We start from the raw sequence: 18,964 nt of genomic DNA on the forward strand, positions 1-18,964 counted from the left end.
TCGTTTTTGTGCGTTGTAATCATTAATATTAAATCAATATTGGATTTGGCGAAAGTATCTGTAAAGCAAAATTGGAATAGCTCTCACCTTCATGTATGGTGCCGGTCATTCGGGTAGGCTGTATGGCCCCCATCTCCTGGATGAAAAAGCGTGAGCCCCCTTATGTCTCAGAAGATTGTTCCAGTCATTCTCTCCGGTGGATCAGGCAGCCGCCTCTGGCCAGTGTCGCGCAGCAGCTATCCCAAACAGTTCTGGCCCCTCCTGACGGAACGGACTCTGATTCAGGAAACCGCTCTGCGCGGTGTCCGTGCGGAACTCTCGGCACCGATCGTGATCTGTAATTCCGAGCATCGCTTTATCGTGGCAGAACAACTGCGGGATGTCGGTGTCGATAATGCCCGGATCATGCTCGAACCCGTCGGACGTAACTCCGCGCCCGCTATTGCGGCAGCAGCTTTCCTTGTGGCCGAAACCGATCCGGATGCCATTCTGTGGATCATGGCCGCGGATGCCGCGATTACCGATGAAGCTGCGCTTTATGCGTCTCTGGGACAGGCAGTCTCTGCGGCAGCCGAAGGGCGGATCGTGACATTCGGCATGAAGCCGACACGCGTTGAAACCGGCTATGGCTATATTGAGAGCGGCGCGCCTCTTCCGGGCCTGGATGGTGTGTTTGAAGTGTCGCGCTTTGTCGAGAAGCCTGATGCCGCAACCGCAGAGGCTTTCTTCCGCGATGGCCGGTATCTGTGGAATTCCGGCATGTTCGTGACGCAGGCCAGCGTTTTCCTCTCTGAAATCAAGACGTTCGAGCCGGACATCTATGAGCATGTCGGACAGGCCGTTCAGGCCCGTCACAGCGATCTGGATTTTGACCGGCTGGATGATGCGAGCTTCCGTCAGGCTCCGGATATCTCCGTGGATTACGCCGTTGCCGAGCGCACCAAGCGTGCGGCTGTGGTGCCGGGCACGTTCGGATGGTCTGATATCGGAAGCTGGGATGCGCTCTGGGATCTGTCTCCCAAGGACGATGCGGGCAATGCCACGTTCGGGGACGTTTTCCTTGATGGCGCCAAGAACTGTTACGTCCGGTCGGACGGAATCGTTGCCACGGTCACTGGCGTTGAAGATCTGGTCGTCGTCGTGACGCAGGATGCCGTCATGGTGTCGCATCGTGACCGTGCGCAGGACGTCAAGCACATGGTCAACCGTCTGAAGAAGGCGGGCCGTAAGGAAGCGGTGGCGCATAACCGCATGTATCGCCCGTGGGGCTTCTATGAGAGCCTGATTCAGGCGGACCGTTTCCAGGTCAAGCGGATCGTGGTCGAGCCGGGACAGAAGCTCTCGCTGCAGAAGCACTTCCATCGTGCCGAGCACTGGGTCGTCGTTGGCGGGACGGCGCTTGTGACGCGCGATACGGACCAGATCATGGTTCGCGAGAACGAGAGCGTCTATCTGCCGCTGGGCTGTGTACACCGTCTTGAGAATCCGGGCCGCATTCCGCTGACGCTCATCGAAGTCCAGTCCGGCCCCTATCTGGGCGAAGACGATATCGTGCGTATCGAAGACGTTTACGCCCGCAACTGAGGCAGGCCGTAAACCCTGATCCGTTGAGGATCAGGGTTTACGCTTCTCCGGAGTGCGGCGCCCGAACAGATGGTGAAGCCCGTTGGCAAGCGGAATGGGCGTCACCCCCAAACGATGTTCCATCGGGCCAATATCGAAGTTCTTGTCTTCCAGAAGTCTGCGGATTTCTTCCGGCGCGATCTGGGGCAGCCCGCGGATATGGCGCGTGACATGAGACAGCGCCATGAGCATCCATCCCGGTAGGGACATGATGGGACGGCCGCCAAGCTCCGCAAAATACAGCACCATACGAACGAATGTCCGGTATGCCACAGCGGTCGGGCCTGCGATGACGATACTCTCGGGGCCTGAGACATCTCCGCTCTGAATGAGGCGGATAGCTGCGACGACGCACCGTGTTACGTCGCGCTGGTCGATGGGCTGCACAAGGGCGCGCCCTCCGCCGGGCAGCGGAATGAGCGGCAGACGTTCCAGCAGCTTGGCCAGCCGCTGCACGTTGTCTTCGCCCTGAGCGCCGTAAATCATGGTCGGATGCAGCAGAATTGAAGGGCGACCATCTGCCTGAAGTGCGGCCTCACCGGCCAGAACGCCACGTCCGTGATTGTCCGGCCAGTTCGTGAACTTGCGCGTGCTACCCAGAGCGACGATGGGCGCTGTCGTGGCTGCGAGGATGGCGGGCAGGTGGCGCGCATGGGCCGTATTCACGACAATTGCGGCATCTTCGAAGGCCAGCGGCAGCGTGGCGGGGTCCGTCAGATCGGCAATCCGGACGGCCTGACAGGCCTGTGCGATGTCCGGCGCCAGATTGCCCTGACTGCGGACGACGGCAATGATCTTCTGCCCTTGCGCCAGAAGAGTACGGCACAGGGCCGCTCCTGAGCGTCCGCTGGCGCCGATGATGCAGACCGGGCCGTTACTCAGTGGCGTGTGATGTGTGATGTCTTCGGGCGTCATTGTGCAAAAGCCTTCAGATCGGGGGAGGCGAGGAACGTCAGCATTGCAGCGGGCGAGGACATCGCCGCATTGAGCGCCGTCAGGGACATCGGTGTTGCGGAAGCATAAGTGACCGTCAGAGTACGGCCTGCGGGATGTTCCACATAATCCGGAATCGCCGCGAGAGCGGGGTTGGCGGAAAGGCCCGCCTGCAGGACCTGTGCGGTTTGTTCGCGGATCTGCTCTGCGGTGGTGCCGTTTCCGATCTGTCGCGCTGCAAGAAGGAAACCGGCATCAAGAAGCCGATCGCCCTGCAAGGAGATGGTGATGTTCTGCAGAGCTGTGGACTGAAGCAACTGCTGTTGCGACGGATGTCTTTCTGTGAAGTCCGTCTGAATGGTGCGCGCATCGGCGGTGAGGGTCATGAAACCCGGAACTGCCAGGGTGGCATTGGTTCGTGACGTGTGATCCGCGAGGTTTGAGACCTGCACATAATGCGCGGTCGAGCCCGCACCGTTGATATGAAAGGGTAGTTTTTCGTCGCTTTGGAAGTGAAAGCCTTTCAGATCCTGTGTAACGGTCGCGATCTGGTTTTCCAGAGTGCCCGTTCCGTGCAGATCTTCCAGCCGGAACAGGCCAGAAGTCATGTTCAGTCTGAAATTATGGGCCGCAAAGCTCTGGGGGGGCGCCATTTGCGACGGGAGCGGGAGATGATCCCAGAGCGCTGCGACCTGCGCTGCGAGATCGACCTGTTTCAGATCGAGCCGTTCCAGGCTGGCCTGACCGCTGACAAGCTGCGGATCATGACCGGGAGCCTGAAGCGTGCGTTCATAAGCCACTGTTGCAGCATCGGCCCGCAGGGTTGTGAGCAGGGCCGGTCCGTAATTGTCCACTATCAGGCGTCGGGTGAAGAGACTGTGAACGTTCACGGGGGCGGGGGGCGAGGACTGCGCGAGATTCTGGATCGAAAGCTGCTCAATCTGCCCGTGGGCAAGGGTGACATGCGCCAGATCGATGCGGGAATGTCCTTCTGCCGCCTCTCGTGCTTTTGGCAGGATCAGTTTCCGCAGGCTGAGCGTGCTGCCGTGAATGATCTGGGTCGGTGTCTGAAGAAAGGGTTCACGGACTTCTACGCCGCGGATGGAAAGCCTGCCATCTGGCATCGGGCGGGGGTGCCCCAGCCGCATCCGGGAGGCGCGCAGGGTGATGGAGCCGTCGCGCAGAGTGATATCCGTCAGGGTGGCGCCGAGAGCGAGGATGGACGGTGTGGCGGTTCCATAAGTGAATGTGGTTCCGGGCGGAAGGGCCGCCCGGAAGCTCGACAGACCGCGGACCAGCTCCATATGGGCTTCGTGATGAACACCGGCCAGGCCGATCACAGCCGTTACTGAAATCAGGCTCGCCGCGAGCCAGGGTTTTTTCACGTTGATGTTCCTGTCTAAACGGCCCCGCACAGGCGTCGGGCGCGAACGTTCTGTGTGCTCGCAGGATAGCATTGTCGTGACATGGAGCAATGCGGACCTCGTTTTTGTTGCGGTAATGGGGTACCATATTGCCAAAAATGGCTGAAAACTGCTGCGAATCACATAATTCAATGTGTGAACGGGGCTTGACGCGCGCGCCGCAGGCGGCAATAAGGCCCCACCTGATCCGCCTCGTGGGAAGGAGGATGTCTTCGGACATCGTTTTGACCGCAGGCGCCATCCACGGTGCGGCCTTTGTGGGCGCACCCCAAGCTGGAATGTCACTAATGAAGACCACACGTTCGCTGAAGCCAGCGGAGGTGACGAAGAACTGGGTGCTGATCGACGCCGAAGGGCTCGTTCTCGGCCGTCTCGCCACCATCATCGCCACCCGCCTGCGCGGAAAGCACAAGCCGCAGTTCACCCCGCACGTTGACTGCGGCGACAACATCGTCGTCATCAACGCCGAGAAGGTTGTCCTCACGGGCAACAAGGTCGGACAGAAGCTGTTCCACTACCACACGGGTCATCCGGGTGGAATCAAGGAGCGCACCATCACGCAGCGTCTCACGGGCAAGCACCCGGGTGAAGTTGTCGAGAAGGCTGTCGAGCGCATGATCACCCGTGGTCCTCTGCAGCGCGCCCAGATGAAGCACCTGTATGTCTATGCCGGTTCCGAGCACCCGCATGACGGCCAGAAGCCCGTAAAGCTGGACGTTGCTGCGATGAACCGCAAAAACACCGTAACCCACGAGTCGTAAGGCCTGTATCATGTCCGAGACCCAAGAGCGCACCGGCACGCTGCAGGACCTTGCGAGCGTTGCTCCTGCCGTTACCTCCAACGCTGCCCCGGTTCACGAAGTCAAGCGTGACGCCCAGGGCCGTTCCTACGCAACCGGCCGTCGTAAGGACGCCGTGGCCCGCGTATGGATCAAGCCTGGCAAGGGTGACATCATCGTCAACGGCCGTCCGGTCACGACGTATTTCGCCCGCCCGGTCCTGCGTATGCTTCTCACGCAGCCGTTCCTGATTTCCGATCGCTACAACCAGTTCGACGTGTATTGCACGGTCGCTGGTGGCGGTCTGTCCGGTCAGGCTGGCGCCGTCCGTCACGGTATCTCCCGTGCGCTGACGTATTACGAGCCGAGCCTGCGCGGCATCCTGAAGGCTGCTGGCTTCCTGACGCGTGACAGCCGTATCGTCGAGCGTAAGAAGTACGGCCGTGCGAAGGCACGTCGTTCCTTCCAGTTCTCGAAGCGCTGATTTTTCAGCCTTCCCGGACGACGAAAAGCCCGGCCAGAAATGGCTGGGTTTTTTTTTGTGCTCTGATTTAGGGGTGGTAGATATTTTAATTTCGTAAAAAAATCTAAAAAAGAAATAATCTTCCGTATCGCCAGCGTGAGCCATGTATGGCAGAGTGCGTCCGCTGTTTTAAAAGACCATAATCTTCGGAAGTGTTTTCCCATGACGCCTTTCATCATCGAAAAAACCGAAACCCCGACCGATCCCGTGAAGCGGACGGAACTGCTGGCCAATCCGTCCTTTGGGCGTGTCTTTACCGACCACATGGCCATCATCCGCTATTCCGCAGACAAGGGTTGGCATGATGCGAAAATCACGCCGCGCCGCCCCCTGAGCATTGATCCGGCCTCGACGGTTCTGCATTACGGGCAGGAGATCTTCGAGGGCATGAAGGCCTATCGGGAAAAGGACGGCCATGTCGCCACGTTCCGCCCGGAAGCCAACGCAGCGCGCTTTGCCGAATCCGCACGTCGTATGGGAATGGCGGAACTGCCAGAAGACCTGTTTGTGCAGGCCGTTGATGAACTGGTGCGCGTGGACCAGGACTGGGTGCCGTCTGGAGAGGGGCAGAGCCTCTATCTGCGTCCGTTCATGATTTCCAATGAAGTCTTCCTCGGCGTGAAGCCGGCGAACGAGTATCTGTTCATCGTCATCGCCTGTCCGGTCGGAGCCTATTTCAGCTCCGGTTGTGTGTCCGTCTGGGTGTCTGAAAACTATACGCGCGCTGCGATCGGCGGCACGGGTGAAGCCAAGTGCGGCGGCAACTATGCTGGCAGCCTGATTGCCCAGGCTGAAGCCAAGGAGAAGGGTTGCGATCAGGTCCTGTTCCTTGATGCGCGTGAGTGTCGCTTCGTTGAGGAAATGGGCGGCATGAACGTGATGTTCGTTCGCAAGGACGGCAAGATCGTCACGCCGCCGCTGGGCGGGACCATCCTGCGCGGCATCACCCGCAACAGCCTGATCCAGCTTGCTGCGGATCAGGGGATTGAGGTGATTGAAGAGCCTGTCGAGATCGACGAGCTTTTTGAGGGTGCGGCTTCGGGCAAATATACGGAAGCGTTTGCCTGCGGCACGGCGGCGGTTCTCTCGCCGATCGGCAGGTTCGTCCGTCCGTCGGGCGAGGCCGTGTTTGGGGATGGAACAACGCCAGGCCCGGTCTCCCAGACGCTCAAGAAAACCCTGACGGATGTGCAGGGCGGCCGGACGAATGACGTCCATGGCTGGATTCACCGTATTTCCTGAAGTCTGCCAGCCGGGTTCATAACGAGCCCGGCTTTTCAGTCCCGATCAATCCATCCCGCCCGGATCGCAGCATCAAGCTGCTCGGGCGTGTCGATGTCGAAGCCGAGTTCGGGAGCGTGGAGGAAAGCCGGTGTGCTGGCGCCGTTTTTCCAGAGCTGGCGCAGGCCGGTATCACCGCGCAGATCGGCAAGGCGCAGTTGCGTTGCAGGGCTGAGCAGGACTGGGATGCCTCGGCCTTCCTCTCCATAAGCTGTGACGACATCCGTATGGTTGTTGCCCTGTCTTAGAAGGGCACGGAGATGCTCGCATGTCAGACATGGCTGATCCGTTCCGGCAATCAGCAAGAGGCCCGGATCTGTTCCAAGTGCTCGGTACCCGCATTGGAGCGAAGACGCCATACCGGTTTTCCAGTCGTCATTCTGCACCAGAACACTGTCGAGACCTGCTAGAGCCTGACCTGTCTCTGTGGCCGCGCCACCCGTCACGACAACAAGACGCTCCGGCCCCGTCGTCAGCAGGAGTTCTGCGATATGGCGCACCAATGGCACGCCATGGAGAGTCAGAAGCTGCTTTGGCCGTCCGAGGCGCGTACTGCCCCCCGCAGCCAGAAGAAGAGCGGAGTGGCGGTTCATTGAGGCTGCTTTGCGATCATCTGGGCCAGAATGGAAAGGGCGATTTCCATGGGAGCTTGTGCGCCGATTTCCAACCCGGCGGGCAGGTGTAGTCGGTCAAAGGCTTCGGCAGGGACGCCCGCTGCCCTGAGAGCTTCCAGACGTCCGGGAATTTTGCGGCGGCTGCCGAGAATACTGACGCAAAAAGCGTCTGATTTCAGCGCATGTGCCGTCAGCATCAGATCGGAATGGGCGTCATGGGTGAGGCTGTAAACCGCCGTCCATCGGTCCAGTGGCAGCGTAGGGAGGGCAGCCTCCAGATTTCCCCGCAAATAACGGGTCGGGGGCAGTCCCGGAGGAGGTTCGGGCGGTCCGTAGGGCCGGATCAGAATGGTTTCGAGTCCCATGATGGTGGACAGGCTCAGGATCGCGAGCGTGACCGGATCTCCCCCTGCCAGAACCAGTTTTATGGGCGGCAGGTAGGAACGGAAGAAACGGCCTGCTTCCTGTCCGGTAGGGCGCCCTTCGTCCCGGAACGTCATGCTTCCGCTGTCGAGATCCGTGACAAGGGTGATGGGGCGGCGGTTGTCCCGTGCGGTTTTGCGGACAGCAACATGGGCTGCGAGATCAGGGATTGGGCGTACGAAAATACCGATCCGCCCGCCGCAGGTAAGCTGGATGTCCAGAACCGGACTGCCCGCGCCATAATCCAAAGTTCGGGGCTGTCCATCCTTCAGACATTCCAGCGCCTCGACGCGCACGGCTGCTTCTACACAGCCGCCCGACACATAGCCCTGAACCTCTCCGTCTTCGCAGATCGCCATTTCACTTCCCAGCGGGCGGGGCGAAGAGCCTGTGATGCTGACCAGTGTTGCCAGAGCCGCTCTTTTCCCGTCTGCGACCCAGCGTTCCAGTGTGGGAAGCAGATCGTCTGTCTGGCCATAGTCCGGCCACTGGGGAAGGGGAGAGAGCTGTGCCGCGTCCGTCATGGGGGTCCCTGATGCGCTTTGAAGGCGTCAGGGTAACGCCAAAGACGATTATGACATACCCTTTCACCCACAGACTGTTGATCCGTGGGCCATGAGGTCTATATCGGCAGGGAACGCGGCGTCGGCATTTCAGCCAGCGCAACAGACGCACCAGAGACCGGAGCGGAAATGAGTGATCTCCTGAGCGTTACACGGGCCATGGAACTGGTGCTGGATTATGCCGGAAGCTTCGGGACCGAGGCCGTGGATCTGACGATGGCAGCCGGTCGCGTCCTTCAGCAGACGATCCATGCCGAGCGCGCCCAGCCGCCTTATGATCGTGTGATGATGGACGGCATTGCCTATCGTCACGGCAGCGGCCAGACGCTGGTCTCGCACGGGATTCAGCGCGCCGGTGCACCGGGGCAGGTCTTGCCGGACGGTCCTGTCTGTCTGGAAGTGATGACGGGCGCGGTCCTGCCGGAAGGGGCGGATACCGTCGTTCCGGTCGAACGTCTTGTTCGCGAAGGACGACTGATCCGCTTTGAAGAGGGCTATGAGCCGCGCAAGGGCCAGTTTATCCATCGCCGGGGTTCCGATTGTACGGCCGGGACAGAACTTCTGTCTCCCGGGCGCCGTCTGGACGGTCCGGCGCTGGCGGTTCTGGCGGGGAATGGCCACGCGCAGGTCAGCGTGTCGCGGATTCCTTCCATCGGGATCGTGGCGACGGGCGACGAACTCGTGGATGTGGGCGCTCCTGTGCGGGACTGGGAAATCCGCCGGTCCAATGAATTCGCCCTGACCGGCGCGCTCCTGTCACGCGGATTCAACTGCATTGAACGCTCCGTCGTCCCGGACGATCTCGCGGAGACGATTGTGGCACTGCGCGAACAGCTTTCACGGCATGATGTTCTGATCCTGAGCGGGGGCGTTTCGATGGGGGCCTTCGATCACGTTCCCAAAGCGCTGTCGAAAATCGGGGTCGAGCGGGTGTTCCACAAGGTGGCGCAGCGTCCGGGTAAGCCGTTATGGTTTGGGGTCGGGCCGGAAGGGCAGCGCGTTTTCGGGCTGCCGGGCAACCCGGTCTCCGCCACGACCTGCGGGGTGCGTTACGTCATGCCGATGCTCCTGGCCGGGCAGGGGCTGAGCCGTCCTGAGCCCTACATGGTCATGCTGGATGCGGATGCCGAACTGATCCCGACCCTGACGCGCTTTCTGCCTGTAAAGCTCCATCATGATGCGACGGGGCAGGCGCGCGCAACGCCGTGTCCGATGCCAACATCAGGGGATTTCAGCTTTCTGGCTTCAACGGACGGGTTTGTGGAACTGTCACGCGGGGATGGTGTGTCATCCCGTGGAACGGCCGTGTTGTTTCATGGCTGGTAACGCCCTGACCGACCGCTTCAGTCGTCCGCTGCATGATCTGCGGATCTCCGTGATGGATCGGTGCAATTTCCGTTGCCCGTACTGCATGCCGGAAGCGACCTATCACGAACATTTCCGCTTTCTGGAACCCAAAGAGCGTCTGAGCTTCGACGAAATCGAACGTGTGGCGCGTGTGGCCGTATCGCTCGGGGTGCGCAAACTGCGCCTGACAGGTGGGGAGCCGCTTCTGCGTCCGAAGCTGCCGGACCTCATAGCGCGTCTGGCGTCCATCCCGGGCGTGGAAGATGTTGCACTGACTACGAACGGCGTTCTGCTGGAGCGGCATGTTCGGGAATTGAAAGCGGCGGGGCTGAATCGTGTGACGGTCAGTCTCGACAGTCTGGACCCGGCGGTTTTTGCGCGAATGAGCGGTGGCCGCGCGCAGCTTGAACCGGTTCTGGAGGCCATCGATAGTGCTGCGCAGGCAGGTTTTTCAGGCGGCGTGAAACTGAACACCGTCATCCAGCGCGGCCTGAACGATACAGGCGTCGAAGCACTGGCCGAACGCTTCCGCCACAGCGGCGTCGTGCTGCGGTTCATCGAATACATGGATGTCGGAACGCGCAATCACTGGGAGCGGGCGGAAGTGGTTCCGTCGCGTGAACTGCTGGAACGGCTTGACGCCCGTTGGCCGCTCGAACCGGTCGACGCGCATTATCGCGGGGAAGTGGCACAACGATACCGCTACTGCGACGGGGGCGGAGAAGTCGGGTTTATTTCTTCCGTCACAGCGCCGTTCTGCGGAGACTGTTCCCGCGCACGTCTCTCGTCGGAGGGGCAGATTTATACCTGCCTGTTCGCGTCGGAAGGGACGGATCTGCGAACACTTTTGCGGAGCGACGAAGACGATACGGCCCTGCGTGCGCTGCTGGCCGGGGTGTGGCGCCAGCGGACGGACAGGTATAGTGAGGAACGGGCTGCGTCTGCGGATGCACCAGCACGTCGCCGCATCGAGATGAACTATATCGGCGGTTAGAAACGGTAGTCGGATCGGGAGATCGAACACGATGAAAACGCTCACCCATGTCAACGAGCACGGCGAAGATCCGCGCATGGTCGATATCAGCGGCAAGGACGTGACTGAGCGCAGCGCCCATGCGCAGGCCCGTCTGGTTTTCCCGTCCGACATGGCGCAGACGCTGTCTGACGCCGGGTTCATGACGGCCAAGGGCGCTGTTCTGACCGTGGCGCAGATTGCGGGCGTGATGGGTGTGAAATCGACCTCGCAGCTCATTCCACTGTGTCACCCGCTGTCTCTCAGCGGCTGCCGGGTGGACATCACGATTGAGGGCGACGAGGCGGTGATTGACTGTCGGGTGTCGTGCAAGGGGCGGACAGGTGTGGAAATGGAAGCCCTGACCGGCGCGTCCGTAGCGGCACTCACGATCTACGACATGTGCAAGGCCATGTCCCACGACATGGTCATCCGCGAGGTCCGGCTGATGGGCAAGGCAGGCGGCAAGCGCGACTTCCAGAGGATCGAATCGTGAAGCCACTTTACGGCCTGATCCTTGCGGGTGGGGCCAGCAAACGCATGGGGACGGACAAGGCCGCGCTCGCCTATCACGGCAAGCCGCAGCTTCAGGCCGCATTCGATGTCCTGTCGCCTCTGGTGGAAAACTGTTTCGTCTCGGTGCGTCCGGACCAGACGGAAAATCCTCTTCGGGCGGATTTTCCCCAGATCGTCGATTCAGTAGAAATCGACGGCCCGGCGGCCGGTCTGCTGTCCGCGCATCTGGCTCATCCGGATGTCGCCTGGCTGGTGCTGGCCTGCGATCTGCCGATGCTGGATCGGGGCACGTTGGAGAATCTGATCGCAAGGTGGGAGGCCACAGATGTCGCAGTTGCCTATCGCAGCGAACATGACGGTCTGCCGGAACCGCTCTGTGCCATCTGGGAACCCGAAGCGCTCGATCGTCTGGAACAGCAGGTTCTGGATGGCCGGACCTGCCCGCGCAAGCTGCTGATCAACAGTCCGACCAAGCTGCTGGAGCCCTATGCTCGTGGCGCGCTCGACAATATCAACACGCCCGAGGAACGCGAGGATGCGACCCGGCGTCTGGAACACACGACGGGAGGGCCGATGATTCGCCTGACACTGGAATATTTCGCACAGCTCCGGGAGTTGGCCGGAACGCGCGAGCAGACGCTTGAGACCACATTCGCAACCGTCGGGCCGCTTTACGAGGAACTGCGTGCGACATACGCCTTTCCTTTCGAAGCCTCGAAGCTCCGTGTGGCGATCAACGGTGATTTCGCGCCCTGGACACAGCCCCTCAAGGACGGGGACCATATCGTGTTCATTCCGCCGGTGACGGGAGGATGAGCCGCTTTCGGATGGCGTCTGCGCCCGTGGATCTGAACCTGCTGCGTGAAGATCTGCATCTGGCCGAGGCGGGTGGCTTCTGCACCTTTGAAGGCTGGGTCCGTAACAGGAATGACGGCCGCCCCGTGGATGGTCTGGAATATGAGTCCTACGAAGCGCTGGCGCAGCTTGAAGGCGAACGCATCGTCGCAGAAGCGCTGGAACGCTTTGAGATCAGCGAGGCCGTGGCTATGCACCGGACGGGTAGTCTGAAGGTCGGGGAGGTCGCCGTCTGGATCGGTGTTTCAGCTCCGCATCGCGATGCGGCGTTCCGGGCCTGCCGCTACATCATCGACGAGATCAAGCACCGGGTTCCTGTCTGGAAGAAGGAACATTATCTGGATGGGGACGCCGAATGGGTGGCGTGCCATCATTGCCAGACGGCGCCCCGTGCCTCCGAAACGGATGCTCATGACCACGATCATGGACAGTGTGGCCATCACCACCACTGAGTGGGCCTGACTGCGGAGCAGAAGCTTTCTGTTCCGCAGTGTCTTTTTTGAGTTGTAATTGCAAATCATTCTCAATTAGGATGAGTCCGGTCCTGCTGATTCGGAGTTATCCCCATGACACGGCTGTCGCTTTCCCTGTCCGATCTCTGCTGCTGTGAACGGCTGGCGCTGTGGAGCATCCGCTGCCTCATCAGCCATTACCGTTTGCCAAACTGCCCTGAGACAAAAACGACCGATGGCCTGTTCCCGGTCTGCTTCCGCCCGGCGCTCGATGCTGCGGAAGGGGCCTTCTCGGACGCCGTTCATCTTCTGAATGTTGCGGGACAGCCGGGGCTCGCGGTGAATGCGCCGGGCATGCAGTCCCTGACGGTGCTGGAGGAGCGTTTCCTGCGCGGGATCGTCGCGGCCCAGAATGAAGGCCAGCGTGACGTTTTCGTGCTGCTGGCGGAAGTCTTTCCCGATCGTTTCGTACAGGGCTGTCTTGCCACGGCCCTGACGCTCCTGGCGGATTGCCTCGCCGGAGCAGGGCATTGGCTCCCCAAGACATTGCTGAAAGACGAGACGACGATTTCAGGCGGCGGAGCATTGTCGTCGATCAGCCGCTGGCGCTCCGTCAGCCCGTCGCGGATGCGCGTTCTATGGCCGCAGGATAGCGGCCCTCTCCAGCGTGAGAGAGCGCCCGAAGCGAACCGGGTGATGCACTGATGATGTCGCTGGGCAGGCGTACTGCCCGGAATGGCGTCGTGTCACGCATTCCGGGCTTTGAGGAGCTGGAACATATGACGGTCTGTCTGTTGCTGCTGCTCGCAGGCGTGGTTGGTTTCTGCTGGCTGGCCTGCGTCAATCTTGAAATTTCCGCCGACGACCTCCTGTCCGCACTGGGGTACCAGTCCGGTCTGGAAGAGACGTTCAGGGGATAAACCCGTCTCCAGCCCATGGATGGACCGGAGACGTTGTTTTCAGATGTAGTATTCGGTCAGCGGCGGAAAGCCGTTGAAACCGACAGAGCAGTACGTCGAGACATACGCGCCGGTAGCAAGAATCTCGACGCGATCGCCACATTCGAGCGAATCCGGCATCGGGATGCGGTTTTTCTCGTACATGATATCCACACCATCGCAACTCGGACCGGCCACGACACATGGCGAACGGCTGCTGTCTTCTGAATCGCGGGAGGTGCGGAACGTGTAGCGGATGGCCTCGCCTTCCGTCTCCGCCAGTCCACCAAAACGCCCGATATCGAGATAAACCCAGCGCGGATCGGTGACAGCACCGCCACGTCGGCTGACGAGAATGACCTCGCTCGATACGACCCCCGACTGTCCGACCATATAGCGGCCCGGCTCCAGCAGAATTTCCGGCGCACCATCCGGGAAATGCGTCTTGAGGGACGTATGGATCGTGTCTGCGAAATCCTGAACGGAAGGGACGTTCTCGCGGTAATGCGTCGGGAAGCCGCCACCCAGATTGAGCATCTGAAGGTCCACGCCCAGCGCGCGCAGATCATGATACAGGCCAGCCGCCTTGGCGATGGCGTGATCATAAGCCGCAACGCCAGTTTGCTGGCTGCCGACATGGAAGGACAGGCCATAAGGCTTCAGGCCGAGTTCGCGTGCGCGCAGCATGAGCGTGCGGGCATTGTTCAGCGTGGTGCCGAACTTGCGGGACAGGGGCCAGTCGGCACCTTCGTTTTCCACGGCCAGGCGACAGAAAACGCGGGCACCGGGCGCATGTTTGCCGAGCTTTTCCAGCTCTTCAATGCTGTCGAACACGAACAAGCTGATACCCAGATCATGCGCTTCACGGATCCATTCCGGCTTCTTCAGCGTATTGCCGTAAGAGATCCGGTCCGGTGTTGCACCGGCATCGAGACACATGCGGATTTCCGCAATGGAGGCGGCGTCGAAGGAAGAGCCCAGCCGGACGAGGCGTTCGAGAATGGCCGGGGCCGGGTTGGCCTTGATGGCGTAATAGATTTTCGCTTCCCCGAGCGCATCGTGCAGGGCACGGTAATGCGCGCCCACGACGTCGAGATCGACGACGAGGCAAGGGGTTGCCGGCTGCTGCTCGGCAAGGAAGCGTGAGATTTTGGGAGTCATGACACTCAATTCCCAGAACCGGACTCGTCAGGGAACGATATCGCCCTGCGAGTGTGTTGCGAAACGGTCGAACGGACCGGCGAATAGCGGGAATCCGTAACGGGTGGATTCCTGAAGGCCAGAACGCTTGACGTCGTTGCGTAACCTCGAGTGGGCCAGTGGCACGTGCGTTGCTGCGTGAGGCGGGCATATGGGACCAAATGCCCCGTCGTGCAACCGCTAATTTTGCATTGTGATGCTTTTGCCAATATTGGTGAGCTGAATCAGGGCGAATTCGGAACGCTGAAGGCATCTTCCGCGTAGGTACATGCTCATGTCGTCCGATCCGGACTGTCATGAGCGCGACCGCTGCCCCAACAGGACACTGCCGAGGAAACCCTGCGTGAGTTTGACATCCGAATCTGCGACCCTTTCCGGCTCCCGGGTCATGCCGGAACAAGCCGTATCTTCGGAGTCGGGACAACCACCTGCTGCTACGGATGCCGCTGATCCGAATGTGGTATCATCCCAGAACAGATTGCATCATGCTGCTTGGCGGGTCGTTGCCAAGCATCTCTTCGCCGAAGTCGGCTCCAGCCAGACTTCGCTCTCTGCGGCGGGATGTGCGTTTTACGCCACGCTGTCGCTTTTCCCGGCCATCTCCAGCCTGATTTCCCTTTATGGTCTGGCCTTTGATCTTCAGTCGGTCGAACCCCAGCTCGAAGTGCTGAGGCATCTCCTGCCGCCATCGGCCTATGCCCTGATCGGTGACCGGATCCACGAACTGATTTCCCAGCCCCACTCGTCGCTGACAATCGGGCTGATCTTCTCGCTAGCTGTGGCCCTGTGGTCCGCTTCGGCCAGTACGAAGTCAATCCTCTCCGCGTTGAATATGGCCTATAATGCGCAGGAAACGCGGAGTTTTCTGAAGTTTCAGGCTGTCGCGCTGTCAACTACGCTGACGGCTATCGTGGGCGCGGCACTCACTCTGGCGCTCATGGTGGCGGCCCCCGCACTCGTGGATTACCTGCCACGCCACGTCAGTTTCCTCAGCGATCCGCCATTCCCAGTGAATTTTCTGCTGTCCTACGGCGCGCCGATGATCGTGCATACGCTTGCGCCGGTTCTGATGCTGCTGTTCGTCTTTATTGCTGTGACGCTGCTGTACCGCTTTGCGCCGTGCCGCGTGCATACAGAATGGCGCTGGATTTTTCCGGGCTCGATCCTTGCGACGATCCTGTGGGTCGCAACGTCTCTCGGCTTTTCATGGTATGTCGCGCATTTCGCCAGCTATGGCGCGACCTATGGGCCCCTCGGCGCTGTCGCAGCCATCATGATGTGGCTTTTCGTAAGCGCGTATGTTGTGCTGTTCGGAGCAGAGCTGAACGCCAGCCTTGAGGCCCGGGCCGGTAAAAGTCAGGCCGTGCCCCCGGAAGAAACAAGTCTGGCCTGAAGATCAGACCAGACGTTCAGCGTCAGTGGTGATGGTGCGGGATACGCTGTGATGCGCTGCCCCGCGGAGAGGTAGGGGCTGTATTGGTACCTGAGGCTTCGATCGCCTGTGCGCTGGTATCTGACGGATCGGCTTCCGCCACTTCAGGCTCGGAGCTGGACTGCGGGGAGGGAACCGCTTCCGTCATTTTCGCGATCGTCACATGCGCCGTTCCTGCGCCCAGCATGCCGATTTTCGCGGCCGCAGCGTGGGACAGATCAATGATGCGGCTGTTGAAAGGGCCACGGTCATTGACCGTCACCACGACCGACCGCCCCGTGTCCTGTGACGTCACGAGCAGCTTCGTCCCGATGGGAAGGGAAGGGTGTGCGGCGGTCAGATCATTGGTGTTGAATGTCGCGCCGCTTGCGGTGCGTCGTCCGTGGAAATGTCGTCCGTACCAGCTTGCCATACCATGCTGGGACCACGCATGTGCGGCCTGATGAGCCCGGTTGGAGAGTGCGGCCCGAACGGAGTCTGCCCAGCTTGTTCTCGGCGTTCCATCAACGGTGGACTCGTCACTCGCATGTGCGGTGTGATGACCGGCCAGACCTGCAAGCGCTACGGCAAATGTCATGCTGCGCAGGGGGATGAAGCCTAGGGGATTGCGAAGGGCAGACAGGTTGAAGCGCACTATATCAGGTTCTTCTCCAGTGGACGGGACGGGCTCAGATTGGTCCTGATAGCACAAAAATGCTGCCCTGTCGCCTTTTGGACACCCTGAAGACGGCAGCAATAGGGCAATGACGCTTTCATGACAGCTTCGAAAGTGCTATCGCGCGGCCAGATGAAACGCCCTCTGATTACCGTTCTCAACGGTCCGAATCTCAATATGCTGGGTCTTCGCCAGCCCGGAATCTATGGTCACGCCACGCTCGACGATGTCGAGCAGGTGTGCATTCAGGCTGCCGAACGGCTTGATGTTGCCATTGATTTCCGCCAGACGAACGGAGAGGGTGAGCTTGTGTCCTGGGTTCAGGAATGTCGCGGCCGTGCAGACGGAATCGTGATCAATCCCGCAGCTTACGGACACACCTCGATTGCCCTGCTCGATGCGCTTCTGGCGGTCGAGCTGCCGGTGGTTGAGGTTCATATTTCCAATATTCATCGCAGGGAGCCGTTCCGTCATCACACCTACGTCTCGCAGGCCGCCATCGGCGTGATCTGTGGCCTCGGCGTCAGGGGATATGCGCACGCGCTTCAGGCAATAACCGACATGATCGAAGACGAAGGATGAGCCGTATGCTCGTGGACAAGGATGCCATCCGGGCATTGGCCGATATTCTGACACAGACCGGCCTGACCGAAATCGAGATTTCCGAAGCGGACAGCCGTATCCGCGTGGCGCGCAACGTGAACGTGGTTCAGGCTGCTGCTCCTGTGCAGGCCGCTGCGGCACCCGCGGCCCCGGCTGTCGCCGCAGCTGTTGCGGCTCCGGCCGATCCGGCCAAACACCCGGGCATGGTGCCGAGCCCGATGGTCGGCGTTGCCTATCTGACGCCCGATCCGGCCTCTCCGCCGTTCGCCGTCGAAGGCCAGACGGTGACTGCGGGTCAGACGATCATGCTCATCGAAGCCATGAAGACCTTCAACCAGATCAAGGCCCCCCGCGCCGGCACGCTGACGAAGTTCCTTGTCGAATCCGGTCAGCCGGTCGAGTTCGGCGAAGCACTGGCGATCATCGAGTAATGATTTCCAAGGTCCTCATTGCCAATCGTGGTGAGATCGCGCTGCGGATCCAGCGCGCCTGCCGCGAGATGGGCATCAAAACCGTTGCCGTGCATTCGACGGCAGACGCCGATGCGATGCATGTGCGCCTTGCGGACGAAGCCGTCTGCATCGGTCCGCCGAGCGCGCGCGACTCCTATCTGAATGTTGCCGCCATCCTTTCGGCTGCGATGATCACGGGAGCAGACGCCATTCATCCCGGTTATGGCTTTCTGTCGGAAAATGCCGAGTTTGCCGAGACCGTGGAAGAACACGGCCTCGCGTTCATTGGTCCGACCGCCGAGCATATCCGCACGATGGGCGACAAGATCGCTGCCAAGACGACCATGCGCGCGCTCGGCGTGCCGCTGGTGCCGGGGTCCGATGGCGGTCTGGCTGACTTGCAGGCCGCGCGTGAAGTTGCGGACAAAGTCGGCTATCCGGTCCTCATCAAGGCTGCTGCCGGTGGTGGCGGGCGCGGGATGAAGGTCGCGATGACGGCGGACGACATTGAGGAAGCCTGGTCGGTCGCCCGTGCTGAAGCCCGCGCGGCTTTTGGCAATGACGAGGTCTATCTCGAGAAGTATCTCAACCGTCCGCGTCATATCGAGCTTCAGATCCTTGGCGACGCGCATGGCAATGTCGTGCATTTCGGCGAGCGTGACTGTTCGCTCCAGCGCCGTCATCAGAAGCTGCTGGAAGAAGCCGGTTCACCGGCCCTGACAGACGCCGAACGTGAGGAAATTGGTCGTACCGCGACCGAGGCTCTTTCGCGCATGGGCTATCGCAATGCGGGCACGCTGGAGTTCCTGTATCAGGACGGTCAGTTCTGCTTCATCGAGATGAACACGCGTCTTCAGGTCGAACATCCGGTGACGGAGATGGTCTGCAACGTGGATCTCGTGCGTGAGCAAATCCGGATCGCCTCTGGTGAACCGCTTGGGTACACGCAGTTGGACATCAAGATGTCCGGGCATGCGATTGAGTGCCGCATCAATGCGGAAGATCCTGAGACCTTCATGCCGAGCCCCGGCACGATCAAGGTGTTCCATGCTCCGGGTGGGTTGGGTGTGCGGATGGACAGCGCCATTTACGCTGGCTATCGCATCCCGCCTTACTACGACAGCATGATCGCCAAGCTGATCGTGCATGCCCCCACGCGCGCCGAAGCCATTGCCCGCATGCAGCGTGCTCTGGACGAATGTGTAGTGGATGGCGTGAAAACGGTCATTCCGCTCCATCAGAAAATTCTGGCTGATCCTTCTTTCCAGAAAGGGGATTACACCATCCACTGGCTGGAAAATTTCGTCGCTGCCCAGCAGGCAGGAAAGTAAACCGGAGT

General features: G+C 60.5%; 21 protein-coding genes. 15 read left to right on the top strand and 6 right to left on the bottom strand.

Going from position 1 to position 18,964, the window contains the following annotated elements:
- Positions 1-162: 162 nt before the first annotated feature.
- Positions 163-1,584: a mannose-1-phosphate guanylyltransferase/mannose-6-phosphate isomerase gene (locus tag HKD28_RS08275; protein ID WP_194267896.1), complete on the top strand. Its 1,422-nt coding sequence runs from the start codon at positions 163-165 to the stop codon at positions 1,582-1,584.
- A gap of 30 nt (positions 1,585-1,614) precedes the next feature.
- Here the strand turns inward: HKD28_RS08275 and HKD28_RS08280 are convergent, their stop codons facing one another.
- Together HKD28_RS08280 and HKD28_RS08285 are read right to left on the bottom strand one after the other, a co-directional pair.
- Positions 1,615-2,538, bottom strand: a complete 924-nt coding sequence (locus HKD28_RS08280; RefSeq protein ID WP_194267897.1) for an SDR family oxidoreductase — start codon at positions 2,536-2,538, stop codon at positions 1,615-1,617.
- On the bottom strand, positions 2,535-3,941 hold the full coding sequence (locus HKD28_RS08285) for a hypothetical protein (RefSeq protein WP_194267898.1): 1,407 nt from the start codon (positions 3,939-3,941) through the stop codon (positions 2,535-2,537). Before HKD28_RS08285 ends, HKD28_RS08280 begins: the two co-directional genes overlap by 4 nt.
- Before the next feature lie 326 nt (positions 3,942-4,267).
- On the opposite strand from HKD28_RS08285, the gene rplM reads away from it, so the two are divergent.
- The 3 genes from rplM to HKD28_RS08300 all read left to right on the top strand — a co-directional run bounded on the left by rplM (position 4,268) and on the right by HKD28_RS08300 (position 6,524).
- The gene (rplM, locus tag HKD28_RS08290; protein ID WP_062028977.1) at positions 4,268-4,741 is read left to right on the top strand and encodes a 50S ribosomal protein L13; all 474 of its coding nucleotides are present in this window, start codon (positions 4,268-4,270) and stop codon (positions 4,739-4,741) included.
- A 10-nt stretch (positions 4,742-4,751) separates the two neighbouring features.
- Positions 4,752-5,243, top strand: a complete 492-nt coding sequence (gene rpsI / locus HKD28_RS08295; RefSeq protein WP_062028979.1) for a 30S ribosomal protein S9 — start codon at positions 4,752-4,754, stop codon at positions 5,241-5,243.
- Between the two features lie 201 nt (positions 5,244-5,444).
- On the top strand, positions 5,445-6,524 hold the full coding sequence (locus HKD28_RS08300; RefSeq protein ID WP_194267899.1) for a branched-chain amino acid aminotransferase: 1,080 nt from the start codon (positions 5,445-5,447) through the stop codon (positions 6,522-6,524).
- Between the two features lie 35 nt (positions 6,525-6,559).
- Here the strand turns inward: HKD28_RS08300 and HKD28_RS08305 are convergent, their stop codons facing one another.
- A complete protein-coding gene (locus HKD28_RS08305) occupies positions 6,560-7,156 on the bottom strand; it encodes a nucleotidyltransferase family protein (RefSeq protein ID WP_194267900.1) in 597 nt (198 codons plus the stop codon).
- Positions 7,153-8,124, bottom strand: a complete 972-nt coding sequence (locus tag HKD28_RS08310; protein ID WP_194267901.1) for an XdhC family protein — start codon at positions 8,122-8,124, stop codon at positions 7,153-7,155. Before HKD28_RS08310 ends, HKD28_RS08305 begins: the two co-directional genes overlap by 4 nt.
- 168 nt (positions 8,125-8,292) lie before the next feature.
- Between HKD28_RS08310 and HKD28_RS08315 the strand changes: the two genes are divergently transcribed.
- The 7 genes from HKD28_RS08315 to HKD28_RS08345 all read left to right on the top strand — a co-directional run bounded on the left by HKD28_RS08315 (position 8,293) and on the right by HKD28_RS08345 (position 13,265).
- Positions 8,293-9,489, top strand: coding sequence for a molybdopterin molybdotransferase MoeA (locus HKD28_RS08315; RefSeq protein ID WP_194267902.1), 1,197 nt, complete (start codon positions 8,293-8,295; stop codon positions 9,487-9,489).
- Complete coding sequence (moaA, locus tag HKD28_RS08320) at positions 9,479-10,504, top strand: GTP 3',8-cyclase MoaA (RefSeq protein WP_194267903.1); 1,026 nt, start codon at positions 9,479-9,481, stop codon at positions 10,502-10,504. Before HKD28_RS08315 ends, moaA begins: the two co-directional genes overlap by 11 nt.
- A 31-nt stretch (positions 10,505-10,535) precedes the next feature.
- A complete protein-coding gene (moaC, locus tag HKD28_RS08325) occupies positions 10,536-11,018 on the top strand; it encodes a cyclic pyranopterin monophosphate synthase MoaC (protein ID WP_194267904.1) in 483 nt (160 codons plus the stop codon).
- On the top strand, positions 11,015-11,854 hold the full coding sequence (locus tag HKD28_RS08330) for an NTP transferase domain-containing protein (RefSeq protein ID WP_194267905.1): 840 nt from the start codon (positions 11,015-11,017) through the stop codon (positions 11,852-11,854). The genes moaC and HKD28_RS08330 overlap by 4 nt, the downstream gene beginning before the upstream one ends.
- The gene (locus HKD28_RS08335) at positions 11,851-12,345 is read left to right on the top strand and encodes a molybdenum cofactor biosynthesis protein MoaE (RefSeq protein WP_099287070.1); all 495 of its coding nucleotides are present in this window, start codon (positions 11,851-11,853) and stop codon (positions 12,343-12,345) included. The genes HKD28_RS08330 and HKD28_RS08335 overlap by 4 nt, the downstream gene beginning before the upstream one ends.
- A gap of 114 nt (positions 12,346-12,459) precedes the next feature.
- A complete protein-coding gene (locus tag HKD28_RS08340; protein ID WP_206034827.1) occupies positions 12,460-13,050 on the top strand; it encodes a hypothetical protein in 591 nt (196 codons plus the stop codon).
- A gap of 38 nt (positions 13,051-13,088) precedes the next feature.
- Positions 13,089-13,265 (top strand): hypothetical protein, encoded by a 177-nt coding sequence (locus tag HKD28_RS08345; RefSeq protein WP_194267906.1) that lies wholly within the window; start codon positions 13,089-13,091, stop codon positions 13,263-13,265.
- Positions 13,266-13,304: 39 nt separating this feature from the next.
- On the opposite strand, the gene HKD28_RS08350 is transcribed toward HKD28_RS08345, so the two are convergent.
- On the bottom strand, positions 13,305-14,444 hold the full coding sequence (locus HKD28_RS08350; protein WP_194267907.1) for a type III PLP-dependent enzyme: 1,140 nt from the start codon (positions 14,442-14,444) through the stop codon (positions 13,305-13,307).
- Between the two features lie 382 nt (positions 14,445-14,826).
- Between HKD28_RS08350 and HKD28_RS08355 the strand changes: the two genes are divergently transcribed.
- On the top strand, positions 14,827-15,876 hold the full coding sequence (locus HKD28_RS08355) for a YihY/virulence factor BrkB family protein (protein ID WP_244901419.1): 1,050 nt from the start codon (positions 14,827-14,829) through the stop codon (positions 15,874-15,876).
- A 22-nt stretch (positions 15,877-15,898) separates the two neighbouring features.
- Here the strand turns inward: HKD28_RS08355 and HKD28_RS08360 are convergent, their stop codons facing one another.
- Positions 15,899-16,549: a septal ring lytic transglycosylase RlpA family protein gene (locus HKD28_RS08360; protein ID WP_194267908.1), complete on the bottom strand. Its 651-nt coding sequence runs from the start codon at positions 16,547-16,549 to the stop codon at positions 15,899-15,901.
- A gap of 153 nt (positions 16,550-16,702) precedes the next feature.
- Here HKD28_RS08360 and aroQ point away from each other — a divergent pair, with 153 nt between their 5' ends.
- Genes aroQ through accC form a run of 3 tightly spaced genes read left to right on the top strand, consistent with a single transcriptional unit; the run spans position 16,703 to position 18,956 of the window.
- Positions 16,703-17,152 carry a type II 3-dehydroquinate dehydratase gene (aroQ, locus tag HKD28_RS08365; RefSeq protein ID WP_041112562.1) on the top strand — a complete coding sequence of 150 codons (450 nt, stop codon included), beginning with the start codon at positions 16,703-16,705 and terminating at the stop codon, positions 17,150-17,152.
- A complete protein-coding gene (locus tag HKD28_RS08370) occupies positions 17,149-17,604 on the top strand; it encodes an acetyl-CoA carboxylase biotin carboxyl carrier protein (RefSeq protein WP_194267909.1) in 456 nt (151 codons plus the stop codon). The genes aroQ and HKD28_RS08370 overlap by 4 nt, the downstream gene beginning before the upstream one ends.
- Positions 17,604-18,956 carry an acetyl-CoA carboxylase biotin carboxylase subunit gene (accC, locus tag HKD28_RS08375; protein WP_194267910.1) on the top strand — a complete coding sequence of 451 codons (1,353 nt, stop codon included), beginning with the start codon at positions 17,604-17,606 and terminating at the stop codon, positions 18,954-18,956. The genes HKD28_RS08370 and accC overlap by 1 nt, the downstream gene beginning before the upstream one ends.
- Positions 18,957-18,964: the final 8 nt, after the last annotated feature.

Source organism: Gluconobacter cadivus (genome assembly GCF_015244745.1).
Lineage (GTDB): Bacteria > Pseudomonadota > Alphaproteobacteria > Acetobacterales > Acetobacteraceae > Gluconobacter > Gluconobacter cadivus.

Coding starts and splice junctions, on each gene's coding strand:
- HKD28_RS08275 (WP_194267896.1), top strand. CDS start 163: ATGTCTCAGAAGATTGTTCCAGTCATTCTCTCCGGTGGATCAGGCAGC.
- HKD28_RS08280 (WP_194267897.1), bottom strand. CDS start 2,538: ATGACGCCCGAAGACATCACACATCACACGCCACTGAGTAACGGCCCG.
- rplM (WP_062028977.1), top strand. CDS start 4,268: ATGAAGACCACACGTTCGCTGAAGCCAGCGGAGGTGACGAAGAACTGG.
- rpsI (WP_062028979.1), top strand. CDS start 4,752: ATGTCCGAGACCCAAGAGCGCACCGGCACGCTGCAGGACCTTGCGAGC.
- HKD28_RS08300 (WP_194267899.1), top strand. CDS start 5,445: ATGACGCCTTTCATCATCGAAAAAACCGAAACCCCGACCGATCCCGTG.
- HKD28_RS08305 (WP_194267900.1), bottom strand. CDS start 7,156: ATGAACCGCCACTCCGCTCTTCTTCTGGCTGCGGGGGGCAGTACGCGC.
- HKD28_RS08310 (WP_194267901.1), bottom strand. CDS start 8,124: ATGACGGACGCGGCACAGCTCTCTCCCCTTCCCCAGTGGCCGGACTAT.
- HKD28_RS08315 (WP_194267902.1), top strand. CDS start 8,293: ATGAGTGATCTCCTGAGCGTTACACGGGCCATGGAACTGGTGCTGGAT.
- moaA (WP_194267903.1), top strand. CDS start 9,479: ATGGCTGGTAACGCCCTGACCGACCGCTTCAGTCGTCCGCTGCATGAT.
- moaC (WP_194267904.1), top strand. CDS start 10,536: ATGAAAACGCTCACCCATGTCAACGAGCACGGCGAAGATCCGCGCATG.
- HKD28_RS08335 (WP_099287070.1), top strand. CDS start 11,851: ATGAGCCGCTTTCGGATGGCGTCTGCGCCCGTGGATCTGAACCTGCTG.
- HKD28_RS08340 (WP_206034827.1), top strand. CDS start 12,460: ATGACACGGCTGTCGCTTTCCCTGTCCGATCTCTGCTGCTGTGAACGG.
- HKD28_RS08350 (WP_194267907.1), bottom strand. CDS start 14,444: ATGACTCCCAAAATCTCACGCTTCCTTGCCGAGCAGCAGCCGGCAACC.
- aroQ (WP_041112562.1), top strand. CDS start 16,703: ATGAAACGCCCTCTGATTACCGTTCTCAACGGTCCGAATCTCAATATG.
- HKD28_RS08370 (WP_194267909.1), top strand. CDS start 17,149: ATGAGCCGTATGCTCGTGGACAAGGATGCCATCCGGGCATTGGCCGAT.
- accC (WP_194267910.1), top strand. CDS start 17,604: ATGATTTCCAAGGTCCTCATTGCCAATCGTGGTGAGATCGCGCTGCGG.